The sequence below is a fragment of the Paraburkholderia sp. BR13439 genome, assembly GCF_040948805.1.
Taxonomy (GTDB): domain Bacteria; phylum Pseudomonadota; class Gammaproteobacteria; order Burkholderiales; family Burkholderiaceae; genus Paraburkholderia; species Paraburkholderia youngii.
On record NZ_JBFPKN010000010.1, the window covers coordinates 35,808 to 60,807 of the forward strand.

23 protein-coding genes and 1 pseudogene are annotated in these 25,000 nt (G+C 59.8%); 13 read left to right on the forward strand and 11 right to left on the reverse strand.

Annotated features, from left to right (window positions below; all coding sequences use genetic code 11):
• Window positions 1–6 precede the first annotated feature (6 nt).
• The 10 genes and pseudogenes from AB3X96_RS20415 to AB3X96_RS20460 form a co-directional block, all read left to right on the forward strand.
• Window positions 7–1,257 carry a cytochrome c gene (locus tag AB3X96_RS20415; protein WP_368591294.1) on the forward strand — a complete coding sequence of 417 codons (1,251 nt, stop codon included), beginning with the start codon at window positions 7–9 and terminating at the stop codon, window positions 1,255–1,257.
• Window positions 1,244–1,678 (forward strand): MarR family winged helix-turn-helix transcriptional regulator, encoded by a 435-nt coding sequence (locus AB3X96_RS20420; protein ID WP_368591103.1) that lies wholly within the window; start codon window positions 1,244–1,246, stop codon window positions 1,676–1,678. The genes AB3X96_RS20415 and AB3X96_RS20420 overlap by 14 nt, the downstream gene beginning before the upstream one ends.
• Window positions 1,679–1,803: 125 nt before the next feature.
• Complete coding sequence (locus AB3X96_RS20425; protein ID WP_368591104.1) at window positions 1,804–3,315, forward strand: efflux transporter outer membrane subunit; 1,512 nt, start codon at window positions 1,804–1,806, stop codon at window positions 3,313–3,315.
• Between the two features lie 64 nt (window positions 3,316–3,379).
• The gene (locus tag AB3X96_RS20430) at window positions 3,380–4,540 is read left to right on the forward strand and encodes an efflux RND transporter periplasmic adaptor subunit (protein ID WP_368591105.1); all 1,161 of its coding nucleotides are present in this window, start codon (window positions 3,380–3,382) and stop codon (window positions 4,538–4,540) included.
• Between the two features lie 76 nt (window positions 4,541–4,616).
• A complete protein-coding gene (locus AB3X96_RS20435; protein WP_368591106.1) occupies window positions 4,617–6,173 on the forward strand; it encodes a DHA2 family efflux MFS transporter permease subunit in 1,557 nt (518 codons plus the stop codon).
• 143 nt (window positions 6,174–6,316) lie between these two features.
• Window positions 6,317–7,117, forward strand: a complete 801-nt coding sequence (locus tag AB3X96_RS20440) for an SDR family NAD(P)-dependent oxidoreductase (RefSeq protein ID WP_368591107.1) — start codon at window positions 6,317–6,319, stop codon at window positions 7,115–7,117.
• Between the two features lie 238 nt (window positions 7,118–7,355).
• On the forward strand, window positions 7,356–7,904 hold the full coding sequence (locus AB3X96_RS20445; RefSeq protein WP_368591108.1) for a hypothetical protein: 549 nt from the start codon (window positions 7,356–7,358) through the stop codon (window positions 7,902–7,904).
• A 786-nt stretch (window positions 7,905–8,690) separates the two neighbouring features.
• The gene (locus AB3X96_RS20450; RefSeq protein WP_368591109.1) at window positions 8,691–9,023 is read left to right on the forward strand and encodes a hypothetical protein; all 333 of its coding nucleotides are present in this window, start codon (window positions 8,691–8,693) and stop codon (window positions 9,021–9,023) included.
• A gap of 269 nt (window positions 9,024–9,292) precedes the next feature.
• Window positions 9,293–9,790: a DUF6436 domain-containing protein gene (locus tag AB3X96_RS20455; RefSeq protein ID WP_368591110.1), complete on the forward strand. Its 498-nt coding sequence runs from the start codon at window positions 9,293–9,295 to the stop codon at window positions 9,788–9,790.
• A gap of 225 nt (window positions 9,791–10,015) precedes the next feature.
• A pseudogene (locus tag AB3X96_RS20460) lies at window positions 10,016–10,345 on the forward strand (SCO family protein); the annotation flags it as partial.
• 65 nt (window positions 10,346–10,410) lie between these two features.
• On the opposite strand, the gene cyoE reads toward AB3X96_RS20460, so the two are convergent.
• The 5 genes from cyoE to cyoA are packed head-to-tail and all read right to left on the reverse strand — an operon-like array spanning window position 10,411 to window position 15,197.
• The gene (cyoE, locus tag AB3X96_RS20465; protein WP_368591111.1) at window positions 10,411–11,316 is read right to left on the reverse strand and encodes a heme o synthase; all 906 of its coding nucleotides are present in this window, start codon (window positions 11,314–11,316) and stop codon (window positions 10,411–10,413) included.
• A 37-nt stretch (window positions 11,317–11,353) separates the two neighbouring features.
• Window positions 11,354–11,686 carry a cytochrome o ubiquinol oxidase subunit IV gene (gene cyoD / locus AB3X96_RS20470; protein WP_368591112.1) on the reverse strand — a complete coding sequence of 111 codons (333 nt, stop codon included), beginning with the start codon at window positions 11,684–11,686 and terminating at the stop codon, window positions 11,354–11,356.
• A 2-nt stretch (window positions 11,687–11,688) separates the two neighbouring features.
• Window positions 11,689–12,309 carry a cytochrome o ubiquinol oxidase subunit III gene (gene cyoC / locus AB3X96_RS20475; protein ID WP_368591113.1) on the reverse strand — a complete coding sequence of 207 codons (621 nt, stop codon included), beginning with the start codon at window positions 12,307–12,309 and terminating at the stop codon, window positions 11,689–11,691.
• On the reverse strand, window positions 12,287–14,284 hold the full coding sequence (cyoB, locus tag AB3X96_RS20480) for a cytochrome o ubiquinol oxidase subunit I (RefSeq protein ID WP_368591114.1): 1,998 nt from the start codon (window positions 14,282–14,284) through the stop codon (window positions 12,287–12,289). Before cyoB ends, cyoC begins: the two co-directional genes overlap by 23 nt.
• A gap of 7 nt (window positions 14,285–14,291) precedes the next feature.
• Window positions 14,292–15,197: a ubiquinol oxidase subunit II gene (gene cyoA, locus AB3X96_RS20485; protein WP_368591115.1), complete on the reverse strand. Its 906-nt coding sequence runs from the start codon at window positions 15,195–15,197 to the stop codon at window positions 14,292–14,294.
• Window positions 15,198–15,738: 541 nt separating this feature from the next.
• On the opposite strand from cyoA, the gene AB3X96_RS20490 reads away from it, so the two are divergent.
• Window positions 15,739–16,227: a hypothetical protein gene (locus tag AB3X96_RS20490; RefSeq protein WP_368591116.1), complete on the forward strand. Its 489-nt coding sequence runs from the start codon at window positions 15,739–15,741 to the stop codon at window positions 16,225–16,227.
• Between the two features lie 249 nt (window positions 16,228–16,476).
• On the opposite strand, the gene AB3X96_RS20495 is transcribed toward AB3X96_RS20490, so the two are convergent.
• The 3 genes from AB3X96_RS20495 to AB3X96_RS20505 are packed head-to-tail and all read right to left on the reverse strand — an operon-like array spanning window position 16,477 to window position 20,448.
• The gene (locus AB3X96_RS20495; RefSeq protein ID WP_368591117.1) at window positions 16,477–17,166 is read right to left on the reverse strand and encodes a response regulator transcription factor; all 690 of its coding nucleotides are present in this window, start codon (window positions 17,164–17,166) and stop codon (window positions 16,477–16,479) included.
• Between the two features lie 31 nt (window positions 17,167–17,197).
• Entirely contained in the window at window positions 17,198–17,569 is a 372-nt protein-coding gene (locus AB3X96_RS20500; protein WP_368591118.1) for a response regulator, read from the reverse strand.
• Complete coding sequence (locus AB3X96_RS20505; RefSeq protein ID WP_368591119.1) at window positions 17,569–20,448, reverse strand: PAS domain S-box protein; 2,880 nt, start codon at window positions 20,446–20,448, stop codon at window positions 17,569–17,571. The genes AB3X96_RS20500 and AB3X96_RS20505 overlap by 1 nt, the downstream gene beginning before the upstream one ends.
• A 589-nt stretch (window positions 20,449–21,037) precedes the next feature.
• Here AB3X96_RS20505 and AB3X96_RS20510 point away from each other — a divergent pair.
• Window positions 21,038–22,849, forward strand: a complete 1,812-nt coding sequence (locus AB3X96_RS20510) for a winged helix-turn-helix domain-containing protein (RefSeq protein ID WP_368591120.1) — start codon at window positions 21,038–21,040, stop codon at window positions 22,847–22,849.
• A gap of 21 nt (window positions 22,850–22,870) precedes the next feature.
• On the opposite strand, the gene AB3X96_RS20515 is transcribed toward AB3X96_RS20510, so the two are convergent.
• The 3 genes from AB3X96_RS20515 to AB3X96_RS20525 are packed head-to-tail and all read right to left on the reverse strand — an operon-like array spanning window position 22,871 to window position 24,413.
• On the reverse strand, window positions 22,871–23,608 hold the full coding sequence (locus AB3X96_RS20515) for a response regulator transcription factor (protein WP_368591121.1): 738 nt from the start codon (window positions 23,606–23,608) through the stop codon (window positions 22,871–22,873).
• A gap of 31 nt (window positions 23,609–23,639) precedes the next feature.
• Window positions 23,640–24,149, reverse strand: coding sequence for a DJ-1/PfpI family protein (locus AB3X96_RS20520; protein WP_368591122.1), 510 nt, complete (start codon window positions 24,147–24,149; stop codon window positions 23,640–23,642).
• A gap of 12 nt (window positions 24,150–24,161) precedes the next feature.
• On the reverse strand, window positions 24,162–24,413 hold the full coding sequence (locus AB3X96_RS20525) for a hypothetical protein (RefSeq protein ID WP_368591123.1): 252 nt from the start codon (window positions 24,411–24,413) through the stop codon (window positions 24,162–24,164).
• Between the two features lie 151 nt (window positions 24,414–24,564).
• On the opposite strand from AB3X96_RS20525, the gene AB3X96_RS20530 reads away from it, so the two are divergent.
• Window positions 24,565–24,924: a hypothetical protein gene (locus AB3X96_RS20530; RefSeq protein ID WP_368591124.1), complete on the forward strand. Its 360-nt coding sequence runs from the start codon at window positions 24,565–24,567 to the stop codon at window positions 24,922–24,924.
• The last annotated feature ends 76 nt before the right edge of the window (window positions 24,925–25,000 follow it).

The window sequence follows — 25,000 nt, forward strand, 5'->3', positions numbered from 1 at the left end:
CTCTGCATGGCCCTCTTCACGCTGGCGGCCGGTGCCGCGCCAGCTTCCGCCCCCGACGGCGCGTTGATCGCGCGCGGCGCGTACCTCGCGAAGATGGGCGATTGTGTTGCGTGCCACACGGCGCCGCGCGGCGCGTCGTTCGCCGGCGGCCTGAAGATGGAAACACCGATGGGTGCGATCTACACGACCAACATCACCCCCGATCCGGATACGGGCATCGGCCGTTACACCGAGGCGGATTTCGCGCGCGCCTTGCGCGAGGGCGTCGCGAAGGATGGCCACAACCTGTATCCGGCGATGCCATATCCGTCGTACGCGAAGGTGAAAGACGACGACGCGAAGGCGCTCTACGCGTACTTCATGCATGGCGTCGAGCCAGTGAAGCAGCCGAACCGCGCGGTGGATATCCCGTGGCCGCTCAACATGCGCTGGCCGCTGAAGCTGTGGAACGCGGTATTCCTCGACACGAATGTATACGCGGACAAGCCCGGCAAGGATGCGACGTGGAATCGCGGCGCGTATCTCGTGCAAGGGCTCGGTCACTGCGGGTCCTGCCACACGCCGCGCGGCGTCGGCTTTCAGGAGAAAGCGCTCGACGAGAGTGGCCATGCGTATCTGTCGGGCGCACCGATCGACAACTGGTTTGCATCAAACTTGACTGGCGAGCCGATAGCCGGGCTTGGCCGCTGGAGCCCGGCGGACATCGTTCTGTTCGTGAAGACGGGTGCGAACCAGCACGCGAGCGCATTTGGCTCAATGACGGACGTGATCAACCACAGCACGCAGTGGCTGGCGACAGACGATGCGAATGCTATCGCACGTTACCTCAAGTCGCTGCCCGCTGCCGCTGGCAGCGGCATGCCACCGTACCACGATGATCCGCACGGCGTTCAGCCTTCGCTGGCCACTCCGGCAACCGACCCGGGCGCAAAGCTGTACGCCACCTACTGCATGCATTGCCACGGGTCGAATGGCGGAGGGTTTGCGCCGCTGCTCGCGCGACTCGCGGGCAATCCGGCCGTGCTGGAGCCCAACCCAACCTCGATGATCAATGTCACCTTGAACGGGGCGCAAGCGCTCGTGATCAACGGGCTACCGGCTGCGTATCCGATGCCGAAATTTTCGAACGTGCTGACAGACGAGCAGGTCGCAGACGTCCTCACATTCGTACGGTCGCGTTGGAACAACGCATCGACGGGTGTAAGCGCGTCCGATGTGGCCAAATTGCGCGAGGCAACGGCCCATGCGGTTAGATGATCTTCAGGACGACGACTGCTTCGCCCTCCGTCAGGCTTCTCGACACATTTCGAAGCTTTACGAGCGTGACTTGTCCGAGGCCGGCATCACGCCCACACAGTTCAGCATTCTCAGGACGCTGGGCCACTGTCCGAGCTTGACGATGGTGAAGCTCGCCAAGGCGATGGCGATGGATAGAACGACGCTTGTGCGGGCACTCAAACCCTTGCTCCAACGTGGCCTTGTGGCGGCTTCTTCCGAAGGCCACAACCATCGGCGACTTCGGGTTGTACTGACGAGAAGAGGTTTGACGAAGCTCGACGAAGCGGTCGTTCACTGGGCAACGGCGCAGGCCCGCTTCGAGCGATGCTTTGGGAAGCAACAGGCCGCTCATCTGCGAACCGAACTGTTCCGCATGACGGCCGACGCATCCGAGGGTTAATCACCGCGCAAAAAACGCGTGCACTTCGATGCATAGATCAGTGAGCCACCAAGGGCAATAAAGTGCATATGCACAAAAGATCCTATGAACCCAGGGCATCCAGATGAGCAAAAGGAATGGAAACCATGACGGATCAATACCGACGCCAGCCGGGAGGGAGCACATGGGCGGCCTCGACAGCCGCGGCGGTGGCAGCACTCAGCCTGGCTGGGTGTGTCAACTACGCTGGCATAAAAAGCGACAAGCAGATTTCCCCGCCTGCAATCTACGAGACGAAGGAGAGCTTGCCTGCCGAGGGCGGACGGTGGCCGGCAATGGACTGGGCCGGCCAATTCGGCGACCCGCAACTGTCCACGTTGATCGACGAGGCGCTGGCTGGCAATCCCACTATCGATCAGGCACGGGCCCGCATCGAGAAAGCGTCGTCCTATATCAGCACTGCCAATTCCGCACTGTACCCGAACGTGACGGGTAGCTATTCATGGACGCGCGAGCGCTATAGCGCGAACGGCCTGGTTCCGCCGCCGTTCGCCGGCACGTGGCAGAGCGAGAACAACGTGCTTGCCAGTGCCTCGTGGGACCTCGATTTGTGGGGAAAAAATCGCGAGCGGCTTCGTCAGGCCATCTCGCAGGAGAAGGTCGCCGACGCCGAAGCCGAGGAGGTGCGCATTTCGCTCGCCGCATCGGTGGCGAGCGCCTACAACCGTCTCGCTCAGCTCTATGCGTTGCGTGATATCGAGGTCCGCGAAGTGAAGAATCGCGAGGACATCACACAGATCACCCATGGGCGCGTTGGCGCGGGACTCGACACGAACGTCGAACAGCAGACCGCGAAAGGCGAAACCGCAACGAGCCGGTCGAACGTCAGCGATCTCGACGGGCAAATCACGACGGTGCGCTACCAGTTGGGTGCGTTGCTTGGCAAAGGACCGGACCGTGGCTTGACGATCGCGCTGCCATCGCTTGGAGACGTAGCCGAGATCGCGTTGCCGGACAACCTGCCCGCCGACCTCATTTCGCGCCGACCCGACATCGTGGCTGCCTACTGGAAGGTCGATGCGGCCATCCACGATGTGAAAGAAGCAAAGGCCGAGTTCTATCCGGACGTGAATCTTTCCGCATCGATCGGACTGAACGCGCTCGGCTGGGGACGATTTCTGACGGCCGGTAGCCGTCAGTTGACGGCGGGACCCGCGATTCATCTTCCCATATTCGATGCCGGTGCGTTGCGCGCCCAACTGAAGGGCCGCTACGCGGATTTCGATTACGACGTCGCGACCTACAACCAGACGCTGATCAATGCACTGTCCGATGTGGCCACGCAGGTCTCGCAGATCCGCTCGGACGACCGTCAGCTAGTGGACGCGCAGCAGGCGCTGGACGCGCAGACCACGGCGTATCAATTGGCGTTGGTTCGCTACAAGGCGGGGTTGAATCAGCAACTGCAGGTGCTGAATGCGGACGACAACCGTCTCGCTGCCGAAACGGCAGTCGTCAACCTCGAGATGGGCCGCCGCGACAAGCATATCGGCCTGATCAAGGCACTCGGCGGCGGCTTCAATGCAGCGCGAGCGGGCCTCGCGGCGAACACCGAAACACCGATTCCCGCGCCGTCGGATGACGCGGCTACCCACTGAATCGAACCACTAGCCGTCAAGCATGGCAACGGACCGCACACGCACAACCTTGCTGGAGCTATCGATGAACACCCCTCAGCCACCGTCGGCCAACGAGCCGGCAAAGAAAGCCGGTAAGCGCAAATTCCTGATCGTACTGCTCGTCGCTTCCGTGGCGATCGCGGGGACGGCTTATGGCGCCTACTATTTCCTCGACGCTCGCTATCACGTGGATACCGACGACGCCTACGTGAATGGTAACGTGGTGCAAATCACGCCTCAGATCACGGGCACCGTCATCGGGGTCAATGCGGACAACACGCAAATCGTCAAAAAGGGCGAGCCGATCGTCGAGATCGACCCCGCGGACGCCAGGATTGCCTTGCAACAGGCCGAGGCCAATTTGGGCCAAACCGTTCGCAGAGTCCATGGCCTGTATGTCGACGACGACAAATTTCGTGCAGATATCGCCGAACGCCAGACGGATCTTTCGAAGGCACATGACGACTTGAAGCGCCGACTTTCCACGGGCATGACGGGGGCCGTGTCCGACGAGGAGATCTCGCACGCCCGCGATGCCGTCAGGTCGGCTCAGGCGGCGCTAGATGCTGCCCGGCAACAGCTCGGTGCCAATCGCGCATTGACGGCCAATACGTCGATCGAGAACCATCCGGACGTACTGGCGAGCGCCGCACGAGTGCGCGACGCCTACCTGGCTTATGCACGCACCACGATGCCAGCCCCCGTCACAGGTTATGTCGCGCAACGAACAGTTCAGGTCGGCCAGCGCGTTTCCCCTGGCGCAGCGCTGATGTCCGTGGTCCCGCTCGAGCAGGTTTGGGTCGATGCGAACTTCAAGGAGTGGCAGCTTCGTCATATCCGGGTTGGACAAACGGTCGAGCTGACCGCCGACGTCTATGGCACCTCGGTCGTCTATCACGGCAAGGTGGTGGGCTTTACGCCGGGCACCGGGTCGGCCCTGGCGCTGTTGCCGGCGCAGAACGCCACGGGCAACTGGATCAAGGTGGTGCAACGGCTACCAGTGCGGATCGAGATTCCACCTGAGGAGCTGGAGAAGCATCCGCTGCGGGTGGGGCTCTCGATGAACGTGGATGTCGACGTCAAGGACTCTGCCGGTCCGCAGCTCGACACCGATCCTCCGTCGACCTACAAGACCGACGTATTCGCAAAGTACGGCGACGAAGCGGACTCGGCGATCGCACGCATCATCGCTAAAAACGAATGAGCTTCTCTCATTGGACGGGGACACGTGAAAGTCGCTGTGCCCTGCTCTTCAGACACGCGATAGCAGGACTATCACCATGACCACCAAGCCACTGAACCACCCCCCGCTCACGGGGGCGACACTTGCCTTGGGCTCGCTAAGTGTGGGCCTGGCGGGCTTCATGACCGTGCTTGACTCGTCGATCGCCAACGTCGCCATTCCGACCATCTCGGGAAACCTGGGTGTATCGGTCGACGAAGGCACGTGGGTCATCACTGTTTTTGCCGCGGCGAACTCCGTATCCATACCCTTGACCGGCTGGCTGACCCAGCGGCTGGGCCAGGTCCGCCTGTTCGTCGGTTCGATTCTGTTGTTCGTCATGGCGTCGTGGCTGTGCGGAATTGCGCCGTCACTGCCGATGCTGCTCTTCGCGCGCGTGCTGCAGGGCGCCGTGGCCGGACCGCTGATTCCGATGTCCCAGGCGCTGCTACTCAGTTCCTGGCCCAGGGCAAAATCATCATTTGCACTCTCGCTGTTCTCGATGATCATGGTGGCAGGGCCGATCGTGGGGCCGACGCTTGGCGGTTGGGTGACGGACAGCTATAGCTGGTCATGGATCTTCTATGTCAATATCCCGGTCGGGTTATTTGCTGCCGCAATGGTGTGGATGCTGTATCGCCATCGCGACACGCCGACCCGAAAGCTTCCCGTCGATGCCGTCGGACTGCTGCTGCTGATCGTCTGGGTGGCGTCGCTCCAGGTGATGCTGGACAAGGGTAAGGATCTGGACTGGTTCTCTTCGAGCACGATCGTTATCCTGACTATCGTTGCCGCCGTGGGGCTGGCGTTCTTCATCGTCTGGGAACTGACGGATAAAAACCCCATCGTCGACCTGACGCTCTTCAAGCAGCGAAATTTCCTCGGCGGCACGGTTTCGATTGCTGTCGCGTATGCCATCTTCTTCGGCACGCTGGTGTTGCTTCCGCAGTGGATGCAGGAGTATCTGGGTTACCGGTCATTGGATGCGGGGCTCGCGACGGCGCCACTGGGGATTTTCGCGGTGATCGGTGCACCGATCATGGGGAAAATTCTGCCGCGTTCCGATGCACGCATCATCGGCACGTGCGCGTTCGTCAGCTTCGCGATCGTCTATTACATGCGTTCGCTTTTTTACACGGATATCAGCGAAGGCTACATCGTCCTGCCGACCCTGCTGCAAGGCATCCCGATGGCGCTGTTCTTCGCCCCGCTTACCACGATCATCCTGTCAGGGCAGCCGCCCGAAAGAGTGCCCGCGGCTGCCGGCGTATCCACCTTTGCGCGCATGTTTTTCGGTGGCGTCGGCACATCTATCGCGGGTGTCGTGTGGAACAACCGGACGATCATGCACCATGAAATCCTGACGCAGCAGTCAAGTCCGACCAACCCGATGTTCAACGCGCAAATCGATGCCTACCATTCGTTGCTTGGTCTGGGAAGAGGCGCCTCGTATGCACTATTCGATCATACAGTGCAGACACAGGCGGCCATGTTAGCGCTGAACGACGTGTTTTATGCCGCAGCGGTCATCATGATCGTCATTATCCCGCTCATCTGGATCACCAAGCCTGGCAAGGCTGGCGGATCGAACGACCCTGCTGCGGGCGCGCACTGACAATCAGAAAGCCGGGGCGGTGCATGTCCGTCTTCCACCGGATGATGTCCTAAACCAACCCGAATTCCGTCATTTCTGTCTCGCCGAAACAAAGCCAGAATGCAATCACGCGTTCATCAATCACCTTCAAACGGAGTGAAATCATGGCCCAGGCACACCAAGGTACAGCCCTCATTACCGGCGCGTCGTCGGGTCTCGGTGCAGTCTATGCCGATCGGCTGGCACGCCGTGGCTATGACCTGATTCTGGTCGCCCGAAACCGCGACCGGCTGATCGCACTCGCCGACCGAATCACGAACGACACGCGCCAAAGCGTCGAAATCGTCGACGCGGACCTCAACGATCGCGTGGCGCTTGCCGGCGTTGAGGCGAAACTGAAACAGGACGCAAGCGTCACGCTGCTCGTCAACAACGCGGGTGTGGGTACGCACACGCCGCTGCTCGAAAGCGATATCGATGCGATGACCCGGATGATCGATCTGAACGTCATCGCCCTCACCCGCCTCACGTACGCGGCCGTCCCGGGCTTCATTGCGCGCGGCACGGGTGCCGTGATCAACATCTCGTCGATCGTCGCGCTCTCGCCGGAGACGCTCAACGGCGTCTACGGCGGCAGCAAGGCCTTTGTTCTCTCCTTCAGCCAGTCGTTGCACCACGAACTCGATGACAAGGGCGTGCAGGTGCAAGCCGTGCTGCCCGGCGCGACCGCCACCGACTTCTGGCAGACCGGCGGGCTCCCGATCAAGCATTTACCCGAAGGGACCGTCATGTCTGCCTCTGACATGGTGGACGCGGCTTTGACGGGCTTCGACCGCCGCGAGCTCGTCACCATCCCGTCATTGCATGCCGGCGAGAAATGGGATGCCTATGAAGCCGCACGGCGCACGATGTCGCGGGATCTGTCGAACGATGTTCCTGCACCGCGGTATGCGACGGCACTATAGGTCCCGGCAATCAGACTTCCACCGTATTCAACCTCCCAGGGAAACACCCGGTCGCCCCAGAATTCTTCGCCGCGAGGGAGCCCCCGCAGCGGATAGTCCCCCTCGGAGGGACCCGGCAACACAGCAGCGGCAGGTGTGAAAGTCCAATTAATGTTCAAGGACCTAAGCATGAACGGATTCCCGAGTATCTTCGACTCACAAAGATCCGGCTAGAGCAACTTCTTCTGAGTGTAAAGCTATGAAGGACCTGCTGACGTTTGCTATTGAGGCCCATGGCGGCCTAAAACGCTGGAACGAGCTATCGGAAGTATCGGCCGACCTGGAGGTTGGCGGAGTACTCTGGGGACTTAAAGGACAACAGGGATTCATCGGACCATCGCACGTCGCTACATCCCTCCATTACCAGCGGGCGTCGCACTCCCCGTTCCTGGACCCCGCGCACCGTACCGCCTTCAACGCCGAGCACGTGGCTATCGAGACGCAGGACGGACTTCTTGTCGAGGATCGAGAAAACACACGGCGGTCCTTTGCCGGGCATACGCTCGAGACGCCGTGGGATCGTATTCAGCTTGCCTACTTTGCTGGCGAGCGACGTGATTTTCCGAAGTGGACGATGTATGTGCAAATCATGCCGGAGGCGCTTAGTCATGCGCCAGAGTTAGCGCCCCTATTTGATCCGCCAGTGCATGGTGAAATGGCCACGCATTCTGTTGCATCGATTTACCTGAATCAGGGAGGTGGGGATGCGGTATGTAACGCGATCTCGCGCAGAGCGGCGCACTTATGAGGTGCGTGGCGTGTGCACGGTGGACCGGCCGAAGGCGGCAAAGGCTGCTTTAGCGCGGCAGCGCCTCACTGCGCGCGTGCCCGTTGGAAAGAATTGGGTACCAGGGAGCATGACTGCGGGCCTTCACACTACCGCGCGCCGACGGCGTGCTCTGAGCCGCGCGATCGACAGCGTCGATGCGAAGTATTCGGGAATCGCAATGTGCATCGCGATCCTTACTGCGTTGCTGTATTTTCACCTCGCGAGCGACCCAGGTAATCTCGACCCCGCGACCGTGCACATGCATGTGACCTCGCCTGCAAACTGATCTCGTCGCTTTCCGGGAGATGTGCCCGGCAATGCCGATATCGCGCCGCTCAAACCGCTTGACTGGTTCGCGTACCCTCCCGCGTGGATCCTGCCGTTCACCCCGCCGCGGAAATCGCGGGGTGGTACTGGTTCTCGCCGTACATCGCCGGGAACAACAGGCCAATCCGGACCAGCATGACCGCGGAAGTCACACATCCGATGCCGTCAGTGGACAGCGAGACATGACCGAAACTCTACGTGCAGGAGGTGCACCACTCCATTGCACAATGGACTAGCTAAACCTTCGTACGGGTGGCACCAGGTGCCATCTCATATGTAACCCAAAGTACTATTGCGACTGCGCGGGGCTTACTTTAAATTCATTCGTAGACGGAAGCCTTGTTGTGGACTTCATCAACGCAGCTGGCTCGATCGATGCGAGAGACTACGTGAAGGGCCTCAGTCCGCGTGAGAAGAGGACGTTGTTCGGCGACATTATTGCATTACTTAAAATACCTGATCATGTGCGTTGATCTTGAACAGATAAGGAAACAGGCAGAATTGATGACGGGTGAGGTGGCCGATACCCTTCGACAAGTCGCCAACGAGATCGAGCTGCTTCGCAGGCACCTGGCCGAGGCCCATACCAGCAATGCGGACAGCGAACGACTTAACTGGTTATGTGAGCAGGCCCATGACGAGTATTACCGTGAGATATCCCGCACCTACATAACACTGCCTCGCATCAAAACGCAGAAGAATGGTGTAACCGCCATGACATTGAGGGAGGCTATCGACCTCGTTCGCCAGCCTCGGGATCGTGACCTTTAGGAAATATTTGTTCGACCAGCCGCACTACCCTATTGCACTTTGCGAGCGGCAACCGAATCTTTGGTCACACCGTCTATGGTCGGTTCCGCCGCTGATCACAAGACTCGATACCTCGCCTGCCACACATGTTTCCAGCCAATACCGGGGAACCCCATCGATCAACCATTCCCCTGCTGCGTCGCCGCCCGGTCATCTTGTTTCTCTGTGCAGCTGTATGCATTCTGGTCGGGACCGGGGTAGCACTGTGGCGATACTTCGGCGTTGGTGGAGTGACCAGTTACTCGAATCAGGCTGTTCTCTTCCTAGACTCCGACCTGCGTCTGCCGCCAGACCTGGCAGGCAATACCGGACGCATTCGTGTCGTGCATTTCTGGGACCCCGATTGCGCAAGCTGTAACGAGAACACCGACGCCCACTTGAACTATCTGATCACGATGTTCAGAGGCGCGGATATCGACTTCTACAGCGTGCGCAAGCCCGGTACCCACGGACAATTACCGGCCTTCCTGCGAGGCAAGCTCAAGCCTTTACCGGGAATCGAAGGAATGGAGCGCATACCGGCCAGTCCCGCTATCGCGATTTGGGCTGCGGATGGCAAGCTCGCCTACGCGGGACCCTATAGCGCGGGTCTTGTCTGTAGTTCGAACAACAGTTTCGTGGAGCCGATTCTCGACAAGCTGGTCGCAGGTGCACATGTCGAACCTGCTCCAATGGTCGCCGTCGGCTGCTATTGCCCGTGGAATGCCGCCCGCGGCCAGCACGCATAGAGGTCTATCGTTGGTGCGCTAACGACACGCTGTGCTCCGCACGCGACCAGCTTCGCCCCTGCCTCCTCCTCATGGAGTTTCAGCATGTCCGAGACCATGAAGCGCCGCCCGTTCCAAAGTGCTCCGTCATCACGTCGCCGCCGTCTGCTCGGTGCTGCGCTCCTGCTCGCCGTGGCGGCGTGCGGCAAAAGAATCTCATCGTGAGATCAGGGTAAGGGGCCGAAGTTAGTCTTTATCTCGATCGATCCTGAGCGCGACACGCCGTCGATTCTGAAGGCCTACACCGCAGCCTTCGACCCGACGTTTATCGGACTATACGGCGATGCGCAGCAGACAGCTGAAGTCGCCCGATCCTTTGGAGCGTACTACCGGAAAGTCCCGTCCGGCAACTCGTATACGATGGAACACTCGGTACTCGATTACGTAATCGACGCGAAGGGTGTGGTGCGCTTCGCGCTGCAATCTGAGGAAACTGCCGAGGACAGTGCGAGCGACCTGAGACTTCTGCTCCAGGAAAATGCCGGACGCCGAATGCGTTCGTCTGCACACCGGTAAGCACGAGCGACCCATCAATGCCACTGCCGAATCCGCAGTTGCTCGCGTACGGCAAGCTCGCCGCGCTACCCGCCGAAACCCCTCGCAATCAGCGCGAGATGGGTTGCCGGTTGGGGCGCGGAGCCATCCACCGACATCGCGGCGCTCAATACGCTCACGATGATGATCGACGCAAAGAAGATCTTCCGTGCCCATCTGCCCTCGTTTGCCGCGGTGCATCCCGCAACGCCGAGCCCGAACCAGTACAACCCCGCCGCGAGCGCGGCGAGCATATAGATCTTGCCGGCATAGCCGAGGAAGCCGAGCGTCAGGGTGGCCGCCGTAAAGGCGACAATGTAGGCCAACATGTGGCGCTTCGCGGCCGGAAAGCCACGGACAACCGGAAAAACGGGAATCGAAGCCGCGCGATAATCCTGGGCCCGGAAGATCGCGATCGCATACGAATGGGGCATCTGCCAGAGACTGAACATGACTAGCAATGTGACGGCGGCGGCGTCGAACCTGGTGCTCGCCGCACAGTATCCGGCCACTGGCGGCATCGCACCGGCAATGCTGCCGACCAGCGTCCCGTAAATCGAATTGCGCTTCATGTACAGGCTATACAGCCCAACATACACGGCGTAGCCGACGAGTATCAGCGCGAGGGGCAGGACGCACCGCGCGCCCGCGTAGAGCACGCTCATGCCCGCGAGGCCGAGCGCGACGCCATACAGCAACGCGAACGGCACTGAGACGCTGCCGGTCACCATTGGGCGATTGCGTGTCCGGGCCATCAGGCCATCGATATCCCGGTCGATCACGTTGTTGACCACACACCCTGACGCGACGACCAGCATGAGACCGACGGCCACCAGAGCGCCCCGGAGCCAGTCGATGCTGTCGTACGAACCCAGCAGAAAACCGCCCGTGACGGCGATAAGATTGCCGATCACGATGCCGGGCTTCGTCAGTTGCAGGTAAGGTCGATACATGGTCCGGGGGTGTTCTTCGTCGGATGTGCGCGGCGCATCAGTGGATCATCATGTTGAAGTGCATGCTCCAGATGACCCAGACCGACAGCGCCACGACGATGAACAGGATCACAAGCGTGAACACGAAGCTGATCAGGTTCCAGCCGCCCTCCGAGGAACGGCTCATGTGCAGGAAGTACACGAGTTGCGCCACGAGTTGCAGAACCGCGAATATCACCGCCACGAGAAGCGTCGTCGCACGCGGCAGCATCGGATGCATGACCAGCGCGAACGGGATGGCCGTCAGGACGATCGAGAGGATGAAGCCCGTGTTGTAGGACTTCGCGCTGCCGTGGGCTTGGCCGGCGCGGGTAGTCGCATCGCTCGCCATGGTCAGAATGCTCCGATGAGATAGACAATCGTGAACACGCAGATCCAGACCAGATCCAGAAAGTGCCAGAAAAGGCTCAGGCACGAGAGGCGTGTCACATTGGTGGGTGTCAGTCCTTTGATCGCCACCTGATGCAGGAGCACCGCCATCCAGAGCAGGCCGGACGCGACATGCAGTCCATGCGTGCCGACGAGCGTGAAGAAGCCAGACAGAAACCCGCTGCGCTGCGGTCCGAAGCCTCGCGAAACGAGGTGATGGAACTCGTGTATTTCCATGCCGATGAAGACGGCGCCCAGAATGAAGGTCAGGGTCAGCCATCGGAGCACGGTGTCCTGATCGCGGCGGTGCACGGCAAGCATCGCGTAGCCGCAGGTGATGCTGGAGAGCAGCAACACGAACGTCTCGGCCAGCACGTACGGCAGCTCGAAGATGTCCTTCGGGCCGGGGCCACCTGCAAACGCGCCGCTCAATACGGCGTACGACGCGAACAGTGAACCGAACAGGATGCAGTCGGACATCAGGTAGATCCACATGCCCAGCACCTTGCGCGAGCCCGTGTCGTGGCCATCACGCGCGTGCTCATCCTCAGTCTCGATTGTTTCAATTAGTGTTTGCGTAGACATGGTTCAGATCTCGTTTCATGAGAGCAACGGGTGCTTTCTCGATCCGTGCGATTTCGTCGGCCGGAACGTAATAGTCGATATCGTCGTTATAAGAGCGGACGATCACCGTCGCGATTGTGGCAACGAAGCTGGCCCCCACCAGCCACCAGATGTGCCAGATCAGCGCGAAGCACAGCAGCAGGATGAATACACCGAGGATGAACGGCACACCGGTGCTGCGCGGCATATGAATCGGCTCGTACTTCTTCGGGCGCGGCGGCAGTCCGCGTTTCTTCGCCACGTAGAATGCGTCGACGGCATCCACGCGCGGAACCACGGCGAAGTTGTAGAACGGCGGCGGCGACGACGTCGACCACTCCAGCGTGCGCGCATTCCACGGATCGCCTGTGACGTCGAGATTCTGCTTGCGCTCGCGGATACTGACGAGAATCTGTGCGATGAGGAGTCCAATCCCCGCAAGGATGAAGACCGCGCCCACCCACGCGACCTGGAGATACGGCGTCCAGGCGGGGTTGTCGTAGTGATTCAGGCGCCGGGTCATGCCCATGAAGCCGAGCATGTATAGCGGCATGAACGCGAGATAGAAGCCAATCACCCAGCACCAGAACGAATATTTGCCGAGACGCTCGTTAAGCTTGAAGCCGAAGACCTTTGGGAACCAGTAGTTCAAGCCGGCGAAATAGCCAAACAACCCGCCTGCGATGACCGTATTGTGGAAGTGGGCGACGAGAAACAGGCTGTTGTGAAGCAGGAAGTCAGCCCCCGGAATGGCGAGCAAAACGCCGGTCATGCCGCCGATCGTGAACGTTACGAGGAAGGCCAGCGTCCAGAGCATAGGCGTCGTGAACTCGACGCGCCCGCGGTATATCGTGAACAACCACGTGAAGATCTTCACGCCAGTCGGAACCGCGATGATCATCGTCATAATGCCGAAGAAGCTGTTCACGTCCGCGCCCGAACCCATCGTGAAGAAGTGGTGCAGCCAGACGAGGAACGACAGGATACCGATTGCCAGCGTCGCGCCCACCATCGACTTGTAGCCGAACAGCTTCTTTCGGGCGAACGTCGAGGTAACCTCGGAAAATATTCCGAATGACGGGAGAACGAGGATGTAAACCTCTGGGTGCCCCCACGCCCATACGAGGTTCACGTACATCGTCGGATTACCGCCGAACTCGTTCGTATAAAAATGGAAGCCCAGGTAGCGATCAAGCGCCAGCGCAGCGAGCGCAACGGTCAGGATCGGGAAGGCCGCAATGATGATTACGCTCGTGACGAACACCGTCCACGTGAAGATCGGCATCTTCATCAGCGTCATGCCCGGCGCGCGCATCCGGAGAATGGTCACGAAGAGGTTAACGCCCGTCAACAGCGTTCCGAGACCCGATGCCTGCAGCGACCATATGTAGTAGTCCACCCCCACTCCGGGACTGAACTCTATGTCCGACAATGGTGGATAGGCGACCCAGCCTGTCTGCGCGAATTCGCCGACGCCGAGCGACAGCATGACGAGCACGACACCCACCACGAACAGCCAGAAGCTGAAGGCGTTCAGGTATGGGTACGCCATGTCGCGAGCCCCGATCTGAAGCGGCACGACGATGTTCATCAGGCCCACGACGAACGGCGTCGCGGCGAAGAAGATCATGATCACGCCGTGCGCCGTGAAGATCTGGTCATAGTGATGCGGCGGCAGGTAGCCCAGGTGCCCGGGACCGGCGAGCGCAAGCTGCGTTCGCATCATGATGGCGTCGGCGAAGCCGCGGATCAGCATCACGATCGCCACGAAGATGTACATGATGCCAATGCGCTTGTGGTCGACCGAGGTGATCCAGTCGTTCCAGAGCACCGTCCATTTTCTGAAGTAGGTGATCGCGCCCAGAACCGCCACGCCCCCGAGCACGATGCCCGCCAGGGTGACCGCGATGATGGGCTCGTGCAGCGGCACGTCCGCCCATGTCAATTTTCCGAACATGGATGTGTTACTCCTCTCTTTTCGACGAAGCGCTGAGCTCGAGAGCAGCATGCGCCGCGGCGTCCGCTCCTGGGCCAACATATTGGTCGATCACCGCCTTAAAAAGGCCCGGCTGAACCTGCGAGAATTGCACGATCGCAGTACCCTGGCTGGGCCTTGCCACTTTCTGAAAGGTGTTGAAATCGAGCCTGTTAGGCGACGTCTGGACCTGCTTCACCCAGTGCTGGAAGTCAGCCTCGCTGGTGGCGGTCGCAATGAACTTCATGTCGGAGAAACCGGGTCCATTGAAATTGCCCGACATGCCACGAAATTTCCCCTCCTCGTTTGCCATGAGGTGCAGTTGGGTCCGCATGCCTGCCATCGCATAGATCTGGCCGCCGAGCTGGGGAATGAAGAACGTCCCCATTGTTGAGTTGGAGGTGATGCTGAACGTCACCTCGCGATGTGCGGGAAATACCAGTTGATTGATCGTGGCGATTCCCAGCTCTGGATAGATGAAGATCCACTTCCAGTCGGTTGCGATGACTTCGACGTTGATGGGCTCGCCGGGCACGTCGAGCGACCGGTACGGATCCAGCTCGTGTGTCGATTTCCACACGATGATTGCCAATGTGACGATGATCAGGATCGGGATACCCCACACCACTGCTTCGATCCGCGTTGAATGTGCCCACTCGGGCATATACGTGGCGTTGTGATTCGACGACCGGTACTGCCCCGCAAAGACAAAGGTCAACACGATGGCCGGCAAGACCACGATCAGCATCAACCCGATGCACAGGATGATGAGGTCGCGCTCCTGAAGGCCGACACTGCCCTTCGTGTTGAACAGGACCCAGCTGCAGCCACCGAGGCTTGACAGCCCCGCGATTATTGCAGCGGGACGAAGAACTTTCCGGCAGACTTCTCTCATACAGGCACCTTGCTCTATGGCGGCTCTGAAAGCGGCAGGGAAAGGGTTGAAGGAAGAGGAACTTCATTCGATGGAGCCCTCGATGTACCTGCTCGTCCTACCGAATCATCGAGCCGCCTTGTCGCCGCGATTACGTCTCGAGTCGTCCTGATAGTCGCCTTCCAGAGAGAAGCTTAAGCGCAAGGTGGCGCGCAACTCAAATGCACAATGGTGTGGGAACATCGCCGCATCGACGCGAGTGAATCTCTTTCCACTCCTCACCTAAAGTGTCATTGCGGCCATATTGGGCATGGCCTAAATTCGTTCACAGGCCAACGCTTCAAACGCAGGTCTGCCGCACGCCCACGCATGGTATCCCCTAGTCGGCGAAAGATTCATCGCAACTGCACACGATGTGTATTGCACTGCGCAGTGCCGGCAGATTCGTGGCAGCAACATTACCAACCTTTAACCGCGACGCCCGCTTAATGCGTTGAACGTGGCTTTTCTTCATGGTGGGTGCTCCATGAGGACACGTGCCCCGCTCAGAGGAGGATTTCTCGTGGATCCCAAGAAAACAGCCAACATGATCGACCCGATGGACTACAAGGACGTCTTATCCGAACGTATTCCCAAAGAACCCGTCGAGTTAGCGAAAAGATGGGACCTGCTTTTCAGCGCATCTGTCATCGCGGTATGCGTCTGGGCAGTGATTGAGACACCTTTGGAGCTTGGTGGCGCGCTTGATCCAACCGCGCTGCTTGCCTTGGTGGCGTCGAAGGTGCTGCTCGGCCTTACTGGCACGGCTGCCGTAGCCAACCTGCGCTTTGCCCGTCAGTTCTTTACGTTCATCTGTGGAGTGAGCGTATTCGCCTTGGTACCAGCGCTACCCCTTGAGTACACGCGCTACGTTGCCATCGCAATCTTCTCGACGATTGAGTGCATTGCCAAAACAGCGTGCGTTACATCATTCGCCATCGCGTCGTTGGCGGGAGACAGTGTTGGCGTTCACTTGAGCGTAAGAAAACGCACGGCCAACGACCAAACATGAGCTTGTGAGCCGCATTGTATCGGCCAAATCAGAGCGCCAGGCGGTCAGCGCCGACCCTTTGTGGGTCAGACGCAAGGCGCTTACATGCAATCGCTCATACGAACGCGGCGCAGTATCAGTGCTAGACACCCCCGGATCGATGCTCGATTCGCCGCTAGCCGATCGGGACAAGCGGGAGCTGGCGCGCACACGGCTTCCTGGTGCATGGTCACGTCGCTCGCGTAGTCTTCCGGCGATATGCCGACCGCTTTACGCGACTTTTTGCAGCGCGGCGTTGGGCGCGCGGTCATGATGAAGTCTTCGCGCCATGCTGATCAGTTCGGCGAGCGAGCGTGCGTTCATCTTTCGCATGACCTGCCTGCGGTGCATCTTCACAGTGATCTCGGCGATGCCCATCTCAGCTCCCACCTGCTTGTTAAGGAGCCCGGTCACGACCAACGCCATGACCTCGCGCTCGCGCCCACTGAGTGACGCGTGGCGATCCCGGATCGACTGCATCTCGGCTTCCTCGCTCAATGCCACGCGGCTGCGCCCGATGGCGTGCCCAATAGCATCGAGCATGACCTGGTCGTCAAAGGGTTTGGTGAAAAATTCAACCGCTCCAGCTTTCATGGCCTGCACCGTCATCGGCACGTCGCCATAGCCGGTGATGAAGATGATCGGTGTGTCGGTACGCTCGGCGGCAATGAGATTCTGAAGGTCGAGACCGCTGAGATCGGGAAGCATGACGTCCAGCACCAGACAACTCGGGACCCTGACGCGTGGACGTTCGAGAAAGTCCCGTGCGCAGGCGTACGTCTCTGCCCTAAGACCAGCAAAGTGGATCATGGCTTCGAGCGCCTCACGTACCGAGACATCGTCGTCGACGACGAAGACGACCGGCATGGCTTGCGCCAGCGAGAGTTCCGATTCACGTTCGACTACATATGCTGGTGTCATTGAGAACTCCATTCGAAGGCACCTGGATGAATTATTTGGCGTAGAGCGCGGCCCGGATCGCCCCGAGTAGAGAGGTATCGCTGAATGGCTTGAAGAGACATTCAACGGCGCCCTTTTCTAACACGCGTAGGCGGAGGGCTTCATCGCCATGCGCCGTGATGAAGATGATCGGAACGGTTTGGCGGCGCTGCTGCAGTTTGCGCTGCAGGTCCCAGCCGGACATACCGGGCATGCACATATCGAGGATCAGGCAGCGCGCCTCGCCAACACAGCTGGAGGCCAGGAACGCCTCCGCCGAAGAAAAGGCGCGCGACGCGAAGCCAAACTCACGCAACAGGTCAGGTAGAGATTCGCGTACCGACTCGTCGTCATCGACCACCGTGATAAGCGGGCGTTCGACCATCACGGGTTGCTCACGATCTGCTCTATGTCCGAGCGCAGCTGCAGGCCCTTGTCTGCAGAACCGTCCGCCGCCATGCGTTCGGCTCGACACGGGATCGAGAATGAAAAGGTGGCACCAAAGCGCTCGTTCGAGGTGGCCCACAAGCGACCACCATGGCGCTCGATGATGCAGCGGCTTACGGACAGCCCGATGCCCATCCCTTCCCCCTTGGTCGTAAAAAACGCGTCGAAGAGCTTGCCCGCATGCTGCGGGGCAATGCCCTCGCCGGAATCAGTCACAGCGAGTCGTATGTGGTCACCATCGTCGCGCTCTATTTTGACCAGCATCTGCCGTGGGCGGTCATCGATGCCATTCATCGCCTCCACGGCGTTGAGAAGAAGGTTCAGCACCACCTGCTGGAGCTGGACCCTGTCGCCTGTGGCCGGCGGCAGGTTGTCGGCCGTCTCCAGTCGTAGCACGATCCGCTTCTTGCGAAGCTCCGCGCGCAGCAGTTCGATGACGTCGTTCGCGGCTTCGACCAGATCGACGGCATCCGTCGTTACCGCCCTCTTGCTGAATAGCGCGCGCAGACGTGTCATCATCTCCGAGGCACGCTGTCCGTCCCGGATCGTGCGCTTCATGGTCCCGAGCGCGCCCTCGACATTGGGTGGCTGTGCGCTCAGCATGCGCAAGCCTGTGTTGGCGTTGGTCATGATGCCGGCCAGCGGCTGGTTGAACTCGTGCGCAATCGAGGCGGTCAGCGCTCCCAGGCTGTTCACCCGGCTTGCGTGCGCCAATTCGGCGCGCAGGCCGTAGAGCGCTTCTTCGGACTCGCGGCGTTCGGTGACATCATGTACGGCGCCGATGTAGTCCAGCCGGCCCTGCGCGTTACGCGTGGCGTGAGCCTGGATGCGTACATACCTGACCGAGCAGTCGGACAGCAGCAGGCGGTGCTCGAACTCCAGGTGCTGGCCGTCTTTCGCCCGCTCGATCATTTCGTGCAGTACATGAAGGTCGCCAGGGTGGACTCGCGCGGCGATCGTGTCCAGCGTGATCCTCACACTTGGCTCGAAGCCGAAGATCCGATAGAGCTGTTCCGACCAGGTGAATGAACCAGTCTCTGGGCGCCAACTGAAGCTTCCGCTCAAGGTGAGCTGCTCCACTTTGGCCATCAGCGCCGCGCTCTTGCGCAACTGCTCCTCCGCCTGCTTGCGTGCCGTGATGTCACGTGTGACGCCCAGCTGCACGATCGCGCCGTCGCTGTCGTGCATCGGCGCGGCATGGGTTTCGAGGTGCCGGCGCTCGCAGTATGGCGAGATTAAGTCGAACTCCAGGACGCCATCGCTTCCTGAGCAAATGTTTCTGTTGAACTCGACATACCGCGCGCGATGTTCAGGAGCGACGAAATCGAAGTAACACGCTCCAATTAGACCTTCCGCACGCGCAGATCCCAAAGCGCGGCGTCCAGCCGAATTGACCCACAATATTGTTCCGTCGTTTGCGAGGACCGTCACGCTTTCCGGTGTCGTGTCCACGATCGCACGGAAACGCTCCTCGCTTCGCTTCAGTGCGAGTTCGCTCCGTGCACGCTCGATCGCGATACTCGCGAGGTGTGTAAGCCGTCCTGTGAGATCGGTTTGAAACGGAGTGGGGATTCCAGGCTCCGACCGGAATATCGCGAATGTTCCCAGCACTTCGTTCGTACGCGACAGAATCGGCGTCGCCCAACACGCGCGCAGACCGTGCGCGAGAGTCAGGTCGCGCCATGCCCGTGGCCAGCGTGACTCGGACGCGATATCTGATACGACTATCTGCTCGCTGCGTGACGCTGCCAATCCGCAGGGTCCCATGTCCAGGTGGATGCGGCTGCCACTCGAAGGATAGGTGTAGGTCAAGGCGAGGCCTGGCGCATTCACCCGCTGGAATATCATTTCGCCGGGATAGATCAACGCAATGCTGCAGAAGCAGTCGCTCGCGATCTGTTCGACCAGCAGGCATAAGTCATCGAGAACCGTGTGCAAAGGCAGGCCCATGGTGATCATTTCGAGCAGGCGCTTCTCGCCCGCAAGCAACGCCTCGGCCCGCTTACGGTCGTCGATGTCCGTCTGCAAGAAGTACCAGAGAGCGATTCGCCCCTCCTCATCCCGTAGCGGAAAGCCTTGTACGCGGAACCATCGATAAACGCCGTCGAAGCGACGATGGCGCGACTCAAAATCGTATGGCTCGCCGGTTCTGATCGACGCATAAAATCTGGCAATAGTCGCGCGTCGATCATCCGGGTGGGTAAGATCTCTGCTAGTCCACTGCTTCAGTTCGTCAACTGTCGCGCCTGAATAGTTGAGCGTATGGCGGTTGGCGTGGAACACCTCCCCCTCCGGCGTAAAAAGAATCACACGTGTAGGCAGCCCATCGACGATTAGCCGAAAGCGGGCTTCGTGTGCGCGCAGGGAAGCTTCGGCTAGCTTACGGTCTTCGATATCCGTATTGATCCCACACCACTTCACGATCTTGCCTGCAGCGTCGACGACCGGACTGACGCGACACAGAAACCAGCGATACGTGCCGTCGAAGCGACGCATTCGCGCTTCTGCCTCGCCCCGCATGCCAGAAGCAACGACGGCTTTCCAAGCATCAAGCAGCGCGGGCCGGTCTTCGGGGTGGAATGCCGACTGCCAACCCTCGCCGAACACGTGCTCTGCGGAAAGCCCCGTATATTCGCACCAGCGGTGATTGACGAATACAATGCGGCCGTCCGGCACTGCGGTCCATACCAGGCCTGGAAGCGCATCCACAGTACGACTAAGCTCATTTTCCATCGCGGTTCTTCTCTGCAGGCGCGCTACCAGCGCGAACTTTTCCAATCTGCGCCCGTGACGGCGCGCGGTGCGTCTGACTGTCATCGATTTCCCGCAGCCAAACCGGGTGGGAGCCGGCCCAAGCATCCAGAATTTCGGCGCGCAATATGACGGCCTGGCGGGCCTCGGTCGGCACCAACAGCCGGGTCGGCGTTCTGCGTACTGGTGCCGCGCTTCTGAATGTTCCCCGAAGAGGCGCGCACGCCTCTGGCTCGAAGAAATATTAAGTGTTCCATTCAGAATAAAATCGTTCCGATGGGAACATTGTTAGTGGGAAGCTGCCCGGAAGTCGTGAGGAGACGGTGATGTCGAGGTGGATTTTTGGTGAGGACGGCTTTCGGCGGTCGGAGCCCCCGGTGGCGTAACTCGAATCCAATGCGCGTGGATCTCGCCGTCGATGCCGCACTTGAGGTCCTTGCCGACGACGATCCTCCCGTACGGCGCGACACAGTTCGCAACTTCGAACGCGTTCGACCTCGCATAGTATTGCGGCCGGCCTTTGAGAAGTCCGATGGAGCCTTGACGGTAGTTGTCGACATTCGCCATTCAGCGCCTCGACGCAGGGGGATGCTCGTGCGGACGGTATTCAGCAAAGCTATAATTCCGACAACCGACCGGCTGGTGGAGAGACCCGATGGACGACCTCCGAGTGGGGAACTGGGTGGTCACCCCCAGCCTCAACAGCATCTCTTCCCTGGGCAGGACTGTTCGGGTCGAGCCGAAGGTAATGAAAGTCCTGGTGTGCTTAGCCCAGCACCCAGGAGACACGGTGTCCAAAGAGCAGCTTTTCCAAGCCGTGTGGCCCAGGACCGTGGTGACCGAGGATGTATTGAAGCGCTGCATCGCTGCGTTGCGCCGTGCCTTTGACGACGATGCCCGCGATCCACGTGTCATCGAGACCATCTCGAAACAAGGCTATCGACTGATCGCACCGGTAGCTGCAGGCAGCACTACGCCAGCCCCCACCGAGAGTGTGATAAACGATTCCATCGTGGTACTGCCGTTCGTCAACATGAGCGCAGATCCGGAGCACGAATACTTTGCCGACGGAATCACTGAAGAAATCATCGACGCGTTAGCCCAGATCCAGGAGCTTCACGTCGTGGCGCGGAGTTCCGCCTTCTCGTTCAAGGGTAAGCACATCGACCTGCGCATTGTTGGCGAGCAACTGAACGTGCGCACCGTTCTCGAGGGAAGCGTGCGCAGAGCGGAAAACCGTCTGCGGATCACGGCACAACTCGTGTCTGCGCTAGACGGATATCATCTTTGGTCGGAGCACTATGACCGTGAGCTAAAGGATGTGTTCGCAATTCAGGAGGAGATTGCCCAGGCGATCGTGCAGCGCTTGAAGATCACGTTCCCGTGGGGTACGAAGAACCTGGTGAACCCTCGAACCCCGAATCTCGAGGCCTACGAGTCCTACCTGAAGGGTCACGCTCTGCTCTACAAAAGGGGGCCCGCGATTTCCCGTGCCCTCGCCTTTTTCCAGCGGGCAGTGGATCTCGATCCAGGCTATGCATTGGCGTGGGCCGGTCTTGCCGATTGCTACTCGATGCTTTGCTTCTACGGGTTTGCGGCTCCTCAGGCTTTCATGCCAAAGGCCATAGAGGCCGCTCGACACGCGGTGGCACTGGATTCATCGCTCGCCGAAGCACACTGCGTCCTGGCTGTCGCCGCCCTGCTCTGGGCCTGGAACACGGCGGAAGCCGAGCGTGAGTTTCTTTGCGCACTACACCTGAATCCGAAGTACATCTCTGCACGCGGATGGTACGGAAGCGCTTATCTCCAGTTCTCGGAAGGGCGGCTGGCGGAGGGAATGGAGCAAGCGAGGTTAGCACTGGCAGCGGACCCGCTATCGGCCTACGCACACGCCCTATACGCGCTGACTTGTACTGTCGCAGGCAAAACCGGGGAAGGTGTGAAGTTCAGCGGGCGCGCCATCCAACTCGATCCGGAGAGCTTCCTTGCTAACTGGGTGCTGCAGATGGCACTGCTGGTGAACGGTCAGTTCGAAGCGTCCATCGCGGCGGGAGAATCGGCATTGGCGATGTCCGGCCGGCACCCTTGGTCCATGGCCTGGCTTGCCGTGGCCCTCGCAAGTTTGGGTAAAGCCACTGAGGCCGACGCGGTTTACGCGGAAATGCAGGCCCGAGTGCGTCGTGAATACGTTACGCCGACGTCACTCGCTATCGCGGCTTGCGCGGCAGCGAGGGAAGATGAGGCGATTTGCTATGCCCGCGAAGCGTACGAAATCCGCGACACCAATTTATTTTACTTTTCCAGATATTTTCCTTTGTCATACCGGTTGTATCGTTATCCGCAGTTTTGCGAAATCATTGCACAGATGGGGCACAGTGATTGGTTGCGCGATCAGCCGCCGCTAACGGTTGCGCAGGAGCCACGCAGCACAATTTTGCGCGCTGCTCCACCTGACAAGGCTCTTTAGATGGTCATGCAACTGGCTGCTCTATTCGAATAGCGGACTTGCTGCCACGGCGCAATACCCCCCATCGCTCACGAAGCTGCGTTGCAGCACCGCCCGTGGCGCGAGTTCAGGATGAAGTCTCCACTCCATGCTTATCAGATCGGCGAGCGAGCGGGCGCTCATCTTTCGCATGACGTGCCTGCGGTGCATCTTCACAGTGATTTCGCAGATGCCCAATTGGCCCCCCACCTGCTTGTTCAGAAGGCCGGTCACCACCAACGCCATCACTTCGCGCTCGCGTTGACTCAGCGCTGCGTAGCGATCCTGGATCGCCAGCAACTCGGCCTCCTCGCGCATTGCCGCACGGCTGCGCTCGATAGCCTGGCGAATGACATCGAGCAGGACATAGTCGTCAAAGGGCTCGGTGAGAATATCAAACGCCCCGGCTTTCATGGGCCACACCGCCGTGCGCACCTCGTCGAAGCCGGTCATGAAGATGATTGGCATGTCGGTACGCTCGGTTGCAATCAGTTTCTGCAGGTCGAGGCCGCCGAGTTCGGGAAGACTGACGTCCAGCACCAGGCAGTTCGGGACCATCGGACGCGGGCGCCCAAGAAAGTCCTGCGCGCAAGCAAACATCTCAGGAATGAGGCCGGCAGAGCGAACCATTGCTTCGAGCGACTCACGCACCGAAACGTCATCGTCGACGACAAATACCACCGGCGTGTCGTGCGGCGCCGACGATTCCGATTCACGTTCAACTGCGTGGCAGCGTGTCATTACAAGCTCCATTCACAGGCACCTGGATGAATCATTCGATCCTGCAGTCCGACGCGGTCGCAGCCGTCATGCCCACGGACGTCCAGATCGGATCATCGACAATGTAGATCGGGTCTTCCTCGACGTCGATATCCGGAAGACGTTCCTGCATTGCGCGCCCATACGCCCAATGCGTCGCGGCGCGCCGCCGCGCCAGCAAGCCTGCTTCCGCGAGCATGAATCCGCCGGTGCAGATCGCGCCTATGCGCCTCGCGCTGATGCTCGCTTTGCGCAGGAACGCAACTATAGTGTCAGGAGGCGGCGAACTGAGCGGATCAATGACCCCGCCGACGATCCACGTGTCCACGTCGGCACATTCGTGCAATGATCGTGTGCCCACTCTCGGGCCAGGTGACGAACGCACTTCTCCGCCTACTGCGGAAAAGTTTTCAAGTGCGTAGAACGGTTCATCCGCTACAATGTTCGCCCACTCGAACACCGACTGCGTCGCGAGATCCATGATCTGAAGACCCTCGCTAATCAGAAAGCCGATCCTGCACATGTCCGTTCTCCATCACGTCAGACGGCGCTCGATCGGCGCTCGCTGCCGGCCTCCGACATTTATCGGAAATCGCAGTTTGCTGACCCGCTCCGCCTCATGAATTTCCTTCAGTTCCGCGAAACACTTCGCACAACAGACGACCGTCATATTCGAGCAATAGTTCACGCGCTTCTTGGCGTCCTCCTTCAACTCGCCGCATTCATCGCAGCGAGTCAAGGCACGGACCTGCAACGGTCGTGAGCGCCACCGTTCGAGTGCGTTCATGTCAGCAGCCTTCACGTTGATCTCGGGTGCCGACGGCGATGATGTTCATCGCCATCTTCCGTAGTTCTATCGACGCCGGATCATCTCGGCGTAGTTCAAGCAAATCTCTTGCGTACATGCTCATCATGGTCCTTCCGATAAATATGAGGCTATGGTCAACACTCCGGTCTTGATCATCCCGCCGCGTCCACACCATCTCCTTCAAAAATATGGTTACGACGGGAGCATTATTGGTGTGGATGTGCCCGAAAGTCGTGAGAAGACGGTAATGTCGCGGTGGAATTTTGGTGAGGACGGTACTATCGTTCGATGGAATCATTCGCCAGCCTTTGGCGTGCGCACCTCTTCCGGGAACTGCTCGAAGCGCAGCACGCGCTCGAGGGTGCCCGTTCGCCGCACCCCGACCAGCCCGCTGGCGGCAACCGAGGCGCTCTATGCCGGCGTATTGCTCGCCGAAATCCGGGATGCCAAGGCTGCCTCGCATCCGGATCCGGCTGCTGGCAACCGATGACTTTCAGACGCGTCGCGCTGCAACAGGGGCGCAGATTCCTCTGCGACAACCTGGAGATCAGTGCCCAGCTCGCCAT